Origin of the sequence: Streptomyces sp. NPDC046727, assembly GCF_040645635.1 — a bacterium.
Taxonomy (GTDB): domain Bacteria; phylum Actinomycetota; class Actinomycetes; order Streptomycetales; family Streptomycetaceae; genus Streptomyces.
Window position 1 is genome coordinate 478,709 of sequence record NZ_JBEYYR010000001.1, and the last position, 10,165, is coordinate 488,873.

At 71.0% G+C, this 10,165-nt stretch carries 11 protein-coding genes; 2 read left to right on the plus strand and 9 right to left on the minus strand.

Annotated elements, in window-relative coordinates; translation table 11 throughout:
- The first annotated feature begins 13 nt into the window (after positions 1 to 13).
- Both ABZ937_RS02200 and ABZ937_RS02205 read left to right on the plus strand, forming a co-directional pair.
- Positions 14 to 793: an ECF subfamily RNA polymerase sigma factor, BldN family gene (locus tag ABZ937_RS02200; protein WP_361684691.1), complete on the plus strand. Its 780-nt coding sequence runs from the start codon at positions 14 to 16 to the stop codon at positions 791 to 793.
- Positions 794 to 1,029: 236 nt separating this feature from the next.
- Entirely contained in the window at positions 1,030 to 2,262 is a 1,233-nt protein-coding gene (locus tag ABZ937_RS02205) for a DUF5667 domain-containing protein (RefSeq protein ID WP_361684692.1), read from the plus strand.
- Between the two features lie 70 nt (positions 2,263 to 2,332).
- On the opposite strand, the gene ABZ937_RS02210 is transcribed toward ABZ937_RS02205, so the two are convergent.
- The 9 genes from ABZ937_RS02210 to ABZ937_RS02250 form a co-directional block, all read right to left on the minus strand.
- Entirely contained in the window at positions 2,333 to 3,397 is a 1,065-nt protein-coding gene (locus tag ABZ937_RS02210; protein WP_361684694.1) for a lysophospholipid acyltransferase family protein, read from the minus strand.
- A 14-nt stretch (positions 3,398 to 3,411) separates the two neighbouring features.
- Entirely contained in the window at positions 3,412 to 4,473 is a 1,062-nt protein-coding gene (locus ABZ937_RS02215; protein ID WP_361684696.1) for an NAD-dependent epimerase/dehydratase family protein, read from the minus strand.
- Positions 4,474 to 4,669: 196 nt separating this feature from the next.
- Positions 4,670 to 4,768, minus strand: a complete 99-nt coding sequence (locus tag ABZ937_RS02220) for an AURKAIP1/COX24 domain-containing protein (RefSeq protein WP_003948845.1) — start codon at positions 4,766 to 4,768, stop codon at positions 4,670 to 4,672.
- Positions 4,769 to 4,904: 136 nt separating this feature from the next.
- Positions 4,905 to 5,117: a helix-turn-helix domain-containing protein gene (locus tag ABZ937_RS02225; protein WP_121791081.1), complete on the minus strand. Its 213-nt coding sequence runs from the start codon at positions 5,115 to 5,117 to the stop codon at positions 4,905 to 4,907.
- Positions 5,118 to 5,247: 130 nt separating this feature from the next.
- On the minus strand, positions 5,248 to 6,063 hold the full coding sequence (locus tag ABZ937_RS02230) for a phosphatase (protein ID WP_361684698.1): 816 nt from the start codon (positions 6,061 to 6,063) through the stop codon (positions 5,248 to 5,250).
- A 98-nt stretch (positions 6,064 to 6,161) separates the two neighbouring features.
- Positions 6,162 to 7,334, minus strand: a complete 1,173-nt coding sequence (locus tag ABZ937_RS02235) for an acetoin utilization protein AcuC (RefSeq protein ID WP_361684700.1) — start codon at positions 7,332 to 7,334, stop codon at positions 6,162 to 6,164.
- Complete coding sequence (locus tag ABZ937_RS02240) at positions 7,285 to 8,520, minus strand: MFS transporter (protein WP_361684702.1); 1,236 nt, start codon at positions 8,518 to 8,520, stop codon at positions 7,285 to 7,287. Before ABZ937_RS02240 ends, ABZ937_RS02235 begins: the two co-directional genes overlap by 50 nt.
- Before the next feature lie 87 nt (positions 8,521 to 8,607).
- Positions 8,608 to 9,321, minus strand: coding sequence for a VC0807 family protein (locus ABZ937_RS02245; protein WP_361684704.1), 714 nt, complete (start codon positions 9,319 to 9,321; stop codon positions 8,608 to 8,610).
- 92 nt (positions 9,322 to 9,413) lie between these two features.
- Positions 9,414 to 10,058, minus strand: a complete 645-nt coding sequence (locus tag ABZ937_RS02250) for an HAD family hydrolase (RefSeq protein ID WP_361684706.1) — start codon at positions 10,056 to 10,058, stop codon at positions 9,414 to 9,416.
- Positions 10,059 to 10,165 lie beyond the last annotated feature (107 nt).

The window sequence follows — 10,165 nt, forward strand, 5'->3', positions numbered from 1 at the left end:
CTCTGGGAGTCCCGTGTACCCACACGTCGGGGTTGACGCCTCGGGCCTGGCTACGCTGCGCGCAACAGTCGCAACGGTCAAACAGACGCTGCGCGGCCTCGTCCCCACCGCGTACGCCGTCCCCGCCTTCGCCACCGCCGCGCCCGTCGGCCCGTGCTACGCACTGGCCGAGAGCAGCGCGGCGGTCGGCAGACGCAGCCGCGCCACCGGCGCGGCCACCGCCCGCCGCCCGGCCGCCGACAGCGACAGCGCCCGGATGATGGACCTCGTCGAGCGCGCCCAGGCGGGTGAGGCCGAGGCCTTCGGGCGGCTCTACGACCAGTACAGCGACACCGTCTACCGGTACATCTACTACCGCGTCGGCGGCCGGGCCACCGCCGAGGACCTCACGAGCGAGACCTTTCTGCGGGCGCTCCGCAGGATCGGCACGTTCACCTGGCAGGGCCGGGACTTCGGCGCCTGGCTGGTGACCATCGCCCGGAACCTCGTCGCCGACCACTTCAAGTCCAGCCGCTTCCGGCTGGAGGTCACCACCGGCGAGATGCTCGACGCCAACGAGGTCGAGCGCTCCCCGGAGGACTCCGTCCTGGAGTCCCTGTCGAACGCCGCTCTGCTCGACGCCGTACGCCGGCTCAACCCCCAGCAGCAGGAGTGCGTGACGCTCCGCTTCCTCCAGGGCCTCTCGGTCGCCGAGACCGCCCGCGTCATGGGCAAGAACGAGGGCGCCATCAAGACCCTCCAGTACCGCGCCGTACGCACTCTCGCCCGGCTGCTGCCGGACGACGCCCGCTGAATCAGGACACTGTGGGCAACGCTCAACTCACGCTCCGTGAAAGCCCGTTGCCTTTCTGATCCGATCATCCGCCGTCCGTAACCCAAGTGCCGCGCCAGTCGTTGTGCGGGATACAGGCTCCCTGTGGTCACGCCCTGGCCAACCCCGATCGCTCGATCGTGTGAACCGGTCGTAGGGCGTGCAACCCTCAGGACCCCCTGGGGAGTCGACCGTCATGACGAGAGGAGGTGCCGCCAGTGATCGCGAACGTATCGGCCCACCGGCGGGCGAACGCCTTCGCCCAGGCCCTGGATGAGCAGTCCGACCGGGACACGGCGGCCGAGCAGTCCGCAGCGCCGGCGGGATCACCGCCGACCACCGAGGAACAGACCGAGCAGGGCGAGCTGCTGGCCCTGACCGCGGAGCTCGGCGCGCTGCCCAAGCCGCAACTCGACCCCGAGGTCAAGGTCGTCCAACGGGCCCAGCTGGTGGCCGCGATGGAGGCCATGCTCCAGGAGGGCACGGGGGCGGCGGACGCGTCGGTACCGGACCAGAGACCGCGCAGCCGGGGCGCGCACCGGGCGAGCCCGCTGGGCAAGTTCCGCCCACGCACCAGGCTGACCAAGGGCCTCGCGGCCGGCGGGCTCAGCGTGGGCGTGGCCGCCGGGGCCTTCGGCGGAGTCGCCGCCGCCAGCTCCGACGCCCTGCCGGGCGACTCCCTGTACGGCCTCAAACGCGGCATCGAGGACTTCAAGCTCCACTATCTGACCGATGGCGACGACCAGCGCGGCCAGACCTACCTCGACCAGGCCTCCACCCGGCTCAGCGAGGCCCGCCGGCTGCTGGAGCGCGGCCGGGGCGGCCATCTGGACCACGAGTCGATCGGCGAGATCAGGCGCACCCTGTCCGGGATGCAGCACGACGTCACCGAGGGCCACCGCCTGCTCCACGCGGCCTATGAGGCCGACCCGGGCTCCCTCGGCCCCATCCAGGCGCTGTCCGCCTTCTCCCGGTCCCACCGCGAGGCCTGGAGCGCGCTCAGCGACAAGCTGCCCATGCAGCTGGGCGACGTCAAACAGCGGGTGTCGTCGGTCTTCGACGCCATAGACGAAGAGGTCGCCCCGCTGCAGTCCCTGCTGCCTCAGCAGCCGCCCCAGTCCGGCGGCGGCAACCGCCAGGGCGGCTCGGGTTCACCGGCCACCGGCTCCTCCGGCAGCCACCGGTCGACCGCGCCCAGCTCCGCCGGCAGCACCCCGTCCGCCGGCAAGCACACCCGCACCGGCACGCCGAGCGGCCCGGCCACCGGCAGCATCGGCGAGGGCCTCCTCGGCGGCGACACGGGCGGACTGCTCGAACCGCCGAAGACGGGCTCCGACGGCAGCACCCCGACCGCCGGCAAGTCCCCGTCCACCCAGCCGGACGTCACGATCCCGCCGCTCATCCCCGACCTGCTCCCCGGTCTGGGCATCGACAGCGACGACACGGACTGACCCGGTACGACCGCGGCGTCGGGGGCACCCCTATCCGAGCAGGGGTGCCCCCGACGCCGTACCGGACACCTCAGAAGAACACCGACCGCCGCTGCACCAGCAGCTTGTACAGCGTGTGCTGGATCTGCTCGCGGACCTGGTCGGTCAGGTTGAACATCAGCATCGGATCCTCCGCCGCCTCCGGCGGATACCCGTCCGTCGGGATCGGCTCGCCGAACTGGATCGTCCACTTCGTGGGAAGCGGGACCGCGCCCAGCGGCCCCAGCCACGGGAAGGTCGGCGTCAGCGGGAAGTACGGGAAACCCAGCAGCCTCGCCAGGGTCTTGGCGTTGCCGAGCATCGGGTAGATCTCCTCGGCCCCGACGATCGAGCACGGGATGATCGGCACACCCTGCCGCAGCGCCGTCGAGACGAAACCGCCACGGCCGAACCGCTGGAGCTTGTACCGCTCGCTGAAAGGTTTCCCGATGCCCTTGAAGCCCTCCGGCATCACCCCGACCAGCTCGCCCTGAGCCAGCAGCCGCTCCGCGTCCTCCGCGCAGGCCAGCGTGTGCCCCAGCTTGCGGGCCAGCTCGTTGACCACCGGCAGCACGAAGACCAGGTCGGCGGCCAGCAGCCGGAGATGACGATCGGCCGGGTGCCGGTCGTGCACCGCGACCTGCATCATCAGGCCGTCCAGCGGCAGCGTCCCGGAGTGGTTGGCGACGATCAGCGCCCCGCCCTCGGCCGGGATGTTCTCGATGCCCTTCACCTCGACCCGGAAGTACTTCTCGTACACCGGCCGCAGCAGCGACATCAGGACCTGGTCGGTCAGCTCCTCGTCGTAGCCGAAGTCGTCGACCTCGTAGTCCCCGGTGAGCCGGCGCCGCAGAAAGGCCAGACCGGCCGCCACCCGCCGCTCCAGGCCGCCGTCCGGCCCGCCGGCCTCCGGCCGCGCCGACGGCTCCTCCTCACGGCTCACAGGCCCATCATCCCGCGCCCGCTCCCGGCCCGGCAGGGGCTGGACCGCCCCGATCTCGCCCGGCTCCCCGAGCGCGCCGCGCCGGCTCCCGCCGCTCCGGCGCCGCGCCTGGCGCTGTGCGGCGCTCCCGCGGGACCGGTCGTCGTCGAACGGAATGACCTTGGCGTCCGCCATCGTTGCCGCTCTCCTCAGTTGGCGCTGTGCGTCTGGGGGTGGCCGCCTGCCCGCACGGTCAGCGCGGCGATCCGGTCGACGGCCCCCGCGAGGCTCTCCGGCGGCAGCAGCCCGGGGCCCTGGCCGCGCGCGAACTCCGCGAAGGTCTCGGCCGTGGTGTAGCGGGGCGTGAAGCCCAGCGTCTCGCGCATCTGGACGGTGTCCACCACGCGCCCGTGGGTGAGCAGCCGGATCTGCTCCGGCGAGAAGTCCGTCATCCCGAGCGTACGGACCAGGGAACCGGCCCAGGTGACCGCGGGCAGCAGCAGCGGCACGATGGGCCGCCCGAGCCGCCGGGAGCACTGCGAGAGCAGCAGCACGCCGTCCCCGGCGATGTTGAACGTGCCACTGTTCAGGGTGCCCCGGCGCGGCTCGTGCGAGGCGATCCGCAGCACCTCGATCACGTCGTCCTCGTGCACGAACTGCAGCCGCGGGTCGTAGCCGAACACGGTCGGCAGGACGGGCAGCGCGAAGTACGAGGCGAGCGGGGTGTCCGCGGTCGGCCCGAGGATGTTGGCGAACCGCAGCACGCACACGGCGACGTCCGGCCGGCGCCGCGCGAACCCGCGCACGTACCCCTCCACCTCGACGGCGTCCTTGGCGAAGCCGCCGCTGGGCAGTGACTTGGGCGGGGTCGTCTCGGTGAACACGGCCGGATCGCGCGGCGCGGACCCGTACACGTTCGTACTGGACTTCACCACCAACCGCCGTACGGTCGGCGACTTCTGGCAGGCGCCCAGCAGCTGCATGGTGCCGATGACGTTGGTCTCCTTGACCGTGGCCCGGCTGCCACCGCCCAGCGCCGTGCCCGTCACATCCATGTGCACGACCGTGTCGGCGCCCGTCTCGGCGAGCACCCGGGCGATGGTCGGCTGCCGGATGTCGGCCTGGATGAAGTCGGCTCCGCCCAGATGGTGCGCCGGCGGCACCGCGTCCACGGCGATCACACGGTCGACTTCCGGGTCCCGCTGGATCCGCCGTACGAACCGGCCGCCCAGCTGCCGGGCCACTCCGGTGACGAGCACGACCTTCCCCAAGATCAGCGCCTTCCTTCCCGCGTAACCGGTATCCCGCGTTCCCCGTGTGCGGCCAACCTAGCCGGTCGATGTTGCGCTGTGATGACCCCGATGCGCGAGGTGACGGAATTTCCCCGATCGGAATATGCCGGAACATGCCTGTGGCCCCCCACCGCTTCCGGTGGGAGGCCACAGAGCCACGCTCTCGCGGCGCCGCTTACTTCTTGTTGCGGCGCTGAACGCGCGTGCGCTTAAGCAGCTTGCGGTGCTTCTTCTTGGCCATCCGCTTGCGCCGCTTCTTGATAACAGAGCCCACGACTACCCTCGCTCACTTCTCATGACTCGGTTGTTTGGGCGCCATGGGCCCACACGACCTACGAGGGGCTAGCCTACCCAACCGAGCGCCGAGGTCGTAATCGAGGGGGTACCCCCGGGTCACCCTGAGGTTGCCGTCAGGCCGTCTCCACCCCCACATAGCTGTCGCGGAGGTACTCGTGTACCGCTTGTTCCGGGACGCGGAACGACCGTCCCACCCGGATCGCGGGCAGATGACCGCTGTGCACCAGGCGGTACACGGTCATCTTCGACACTCGCATCACCGAGGCAACTTCCGCCACGGTAAGGAACTGAACCTCGTTCAGAGGCCTCTCGCCAGCTGCAGCCATGACACACCTGAACCTTCCGCACTCGACGGTCCACCGGCTTCCCCTTCCGGTGACTCTTCGTCGTTGCGTGCTCACTCCCCAGACTAGGGGCGTGTGATGCGAGTGGGGAAGAGGTGCACGCATCGGCGGCCTACTGGGACAGACACGCTCGATTGAGTACGTAGCGGATCAGCGGCACGTAGTAACTAGACCGCACTGCGTCATCAACCGGAACGACGACGGACACCCGCCCCTCGGCCTCCCCCACGAACAGCGCGGGATCGTCCGTGTCGGCCGGCCCCATGGCCTCGAACCCCAGCTGACCAGCACCGCAGACCCACCCGTGATCGCCGACGACCAGCTCGGGCAGCGGCCCGCCGGCCTCCGCCGCGGCCTCCAGCACGACCCGAACCGGGAGCGGCGAATGGCTGTGGGCACCGGGCTCACAACCGGGGCGCCCGCTCGCCGGTTCCCGCACCAGGGCAACCCCTCGTACGTAGTCGAGGCGGTGGGTACGTAGGCCGAACCGGGTCAATATGTCGACACAGCGACCCTGCGCCGGGGTGAGTACCTCACATCCTGCCGCCGACAGCGCGTCCGCCAAGGCGGCGTAGAAACCGAGCAGCGGCCGGGGGTGCCCGGTGCCCAGCAGCACGGGCGCGCCGCGCCGGGCGACCTCCCGGATCCGCCCGGCGAAGGCGTCCAGCGCGGCGATCGTCCGCTCCGGATCGATCACATCCGGTCCCGAGGTGTGCCGGGGATCGGCCGAAACCCCGCACTTCTCCGCCATCAGCCCCAGCAGGTCCCGCATCCCCCAGGGCCCTTCCGGGTCGATCCCGATCAGCGCGCGCGGATCCCGGGCGGCGAACAGCCGATAGCTCCGCAGGCTCTGCTCCCGCGAGGTCGCGACCACCCCGGCGAGCCGAGCGGCCACCAGGTGCGCGCGGAGACGGGCCGGGGTCCACACGGTTGCGATGGTGACCCATGGGGGGCGGGGGCGGGGCGGAAACGGGGGAGATTCCGCACGGTTGGCCTAATGGACCCCCAGGGGTCCCTCCGGTCGGCTCAGGGCAGCAGCCCGCGCATCGGGAACACGGCCCGCCGAGTCGCCAGCACAGCCTGATCGACGCGGTCGGCGGGGTCGTAGCCCGCCTCCCACTCGGCCCAGGACACCGGCCACCGGCCGTCCGTCATCCGCTGCGGAGCCAACTGCCGTGTCCGGGCGAACACTTCCTGCCGCCATCCCTCGGGAATGACCGCCTCCGGAGCCACCGGCTTCCCCGCCGCGATCCCCACCAGATGCGTCCACGAGCGCGGTACGACGTCCACCACCGCGTACCCGCCGCCGCCCAGCGCGACCCACTTGCCGTCCGCGTACGCGTGCGCCAGCTCATGACACGCCACCTGCACCGCCCGCTGCGCGTCCAGCGAGACGGCCAGATGCGCCAGCGGATCCTCGAAGTGCGTATCGGCCCCGTGCTGGGAGACGAGCACCTGCGGCCGGAACTCCGCGAGCAGCTCCGGCACCACGGCGTGGAACGCCCGCAGCCACCCCGCGTCGGCGGTCCCGGCCGGCAGCGCCACGTTCACCGCGGCCCCCTCCCCCGCGCCCGCCCCGGTCTCCTCCGGCCACCCGGTCTGCGGGAACAGCGTCCGGGGATGCTCGTGCAGCGAGATCGTCAGCACCCGCGGGTCCTCCCAGAACGCGGCCTGCACCCCGTCCCCGTGATGCACGTCGACGTCCACGTAGGCGACCCGCTCGGCCCCCAGCTCCAGCAGCCGGGCGATCGCCAGCGCCGCGTCGTTGTAGATGCAGAACCCCGACGCCCCGCCCGGCATCGCGTGGTGGAGACCGCCGGAGAAGTTGACGGCATGGTCGGCGTCGCCCCGCCACACCGCCTCGGCCGCCCCCACCGACTGACCCGCGATCAGCGCGGACACCTCGTGCATCCCGGCGAACGCGGGATCGTCGATCGTCCCGAGGCCGTACGCCCCGTCCGCGCCCGCCGGATCCGCCGACGCGACCTTCACGGCGTGGATGTAGTCCTCCCGGTGGACCAGCCGGAGCGTCGACTCGCCGGCCGGCTTCGCCGCGACGACGGCCAGCTCCCGGTCGAGCCCGAAGGCACCGACCAGCCGGCGGGTCAGGTCCAGCCGGACCGGATCCATCGGGTGGCTCGGACCGAAGTCATAGCCCGTTACTGCCTCGTCCCACATCAGCTGTGCGCGGCCGCTCATGCCCGCCACCGTATCGGTCAGGTTGAGCGGCGAACGACCTGGCATAGCCCAGCGTCACCAGCACCAACACCATCGGCACAAGCATGGCCCCCCGATAGCTCCAGGCGTCCCCGAGGGCACCCACCAACGGCGAACCGATCAGAAAGCCCACATAGTTGAAGATGTTCAGCCGCGCGATCGCCGCGTCCGAAGCCCCCGGGCCCTGATGCTCGAAAGCGAGCCTCCCCGCCGCCGCGAACGTCTGCGGCACCAGCACGCACAGCCCCAGGCCCAGCAGGGTGAACCCGAGCATCCCGACCCAGGCACCGGGCGCCACGGCCACCACCGCGAACCCGCCGGCCGCGACCAGCGCCCCGAGCCGTACGACCGCCACCGCCCCGAACCGCCGTACCCCGAGATCCCCCAGGGTCCGCCCCACCAGCGTGGTCACCATGTACACGTTGTACGGCACCGTCGCCAGCTGCTCCGAGCTGCCCAGCACGTCCTTCAGATACTTCGCGCTCCAGTTGGAGACCGTGGAGTCCCCGATGTAGGCGAAGGTCATCACCAGGCACAGCGGCAGCAGCAGCTTGAAGACCACGTTCCCGCCCGGCGCCCGGCCGCCCGACGCCACGGGCCGCGACTCACCGTCGACGTACCACCGGCTCCCCACCAGCGTCGCCGGCAGCAGCACGGCCACGACCGGCAGGTACGACACCCACAGCGCGAGATGCCAGTGCGCTCCGGCCCAGGCCAGCGAGGCCCCCACGATCCCGCCCAGGCTGTAGACGGCGTGGAAGCTGAGCATGATGCTCCGGCCGTACGACCGCTGCAGGCTGACCCCGAGCATGTTCATGGACGCATCCAGCGCCCCCACCGCCAGGCCGAAGACGCCCAGCGCCACCGCCAGCGCGGCCACCTGCCCGTGCCCGCCCGCCCCGACCCCGAGCAGCGCCAGCAGCACCACCGGCTGGGACCAGCGCAGCAGCCGGCTGGGCCGGACCCGCTTCACCAGCTGCTCGGTCGTCACACTACCGACGCCGGCCAGGATCGGTACGGCGGCCAGGAAGGCCGGCAGCAGCGCGTCGGAGACGCCGTACCGGTCCTGGACGGCCGGGATCCGCGTCACCAGCAGGGCGAAGGCGACGCCCTGCGCGAAGAAGCTGAACGCCAGCGAGGCCCTACCGCGCCGCAGCACATCAGTCATGGCGGCGAGAGTAGGGCCCCGGGCTACCCGTGGGTAGATCCAGCCAAAGATGAATTTCCCTCAGCTCTACCCGCGTCGGCTCCCCGGTCAGGCGGCGACGGCCATCGCCGGCTTCTCTTCCCGGCCGGCCTCCACCTCGGCCTTGAGCATCCGCTTCATCGGCTCCACCGCCAGCCCACCGCCGACCACGAAGCCGATCACCATGGCGCCGATCACGAAGACGGTGCCCAGCCACACCATCGTGTCCACCGGGATGGTGTAGGCGCCCACGAAGCGCGCGACGCACTCGGCGAACAGCACCACGCCCCAGACGATCGAGAAGGCGTTCTCCTTGCGCCGGAAGGCCGCGGAGTCGGCCGCCGCGCCGGACGTCAGCCGCTCCCAGGCGGCCTCCTTGGCGGCGTCGCCCTGGATGAGGAAGGGCTTCATACCGGCGGTCATCATCGGCTTCCCGAGCCAGACGGACACCAGGATGCCGACGGCGACCGTGCTGCTGATCCCGCTGTCCTTGGCCAGCATCAGCCGCGGGTCGCCGGAGACGAAGCTCAGCAGCAGCGAGACGACGTTCACGACGAGGATGAGCCCGGCCAGCCTGTTGGTCGTCCGCTCCCTGACCAGGCTCCACACGGTCCGCACCGCCGGCACCACGCTGCTCCAGGCGAGCGCCGCGAAGGTGCTCATCCCGAAGGCGTCCTTGAAGAGGTAGTACGAGCCGAGCGGCACCGCCACATCGATGAGCAGCGGCCTGAAGTTGTCCAGCATGCTCGGCTTCCGGCCCTGGGCCCCCGTGTCCTTCGTCATGCCCCTAGCTTCGCCGTCGGGCGGGGTCCGGCAGTAGAAACGATCGTCCGGAGGTCCGCATGACAAATGTCAGACCGGACGGCCGACTGGGGTCATACCAGCAGGTCGGCCAAGTGCCCCATGTGCGAGAAGAGTTGACCGGCGCCCGCGAGCCGCGCCGCCGGTGTCATGGCGGTGAACCCGTACACGTCCATCCCGGCCGCCACGGCCGCCTGTACGCCCAGCGGGGAGTCCTCCACGACCACGCACCGCTCGGGGGCCACTCCCATCCGTTCGGCCGCGTGCAGGAACAGATCCGGCGCCGGCTTGCCCCGCCCGACATCCTCGGAGCTGAAGATCCGGTCCTCCTCGAACCACCGGTCGAGCCCGGTCGTCCGGTGCCCCACCCGGATCCGCGCGTGGCTCCCGGAGGAGGCCACGCAGTACGGCACTCCGTCCGCGGCCAGCTTCTCCAGGACGCCGGCGACCCCGGCCACGGGCTGCAACTCCCGCTCGAACGCGGCGAACACGCGCGCGTGGAAGACCTCGTCGAAGTCCGCCGGCAGCCGCTGTCCGGTCCGCTCCAGGATCAGGTCATGGATCCGGTGCATCGCGGACCCCATGTAGTCCCGGATGGAGTCCTCGTACGACGTCGGGTGGCCCAACTCCGTCAGATAGGCGGCCAGGTGCCGGTTCGATATGGGCTCGCTGTCCACGAGGACGCCATCGTTGTCGAAGATGACGAGGTCATAGCGCATGGACCAACCCTAAACGCAGAAAACCCCCGCATCTTTCGATGCGGGGGTTTTCTCAATATTTGTTCGGCGGTGTCCTACTCTCCCACAGGGTCCCCCCTGCAGTACCA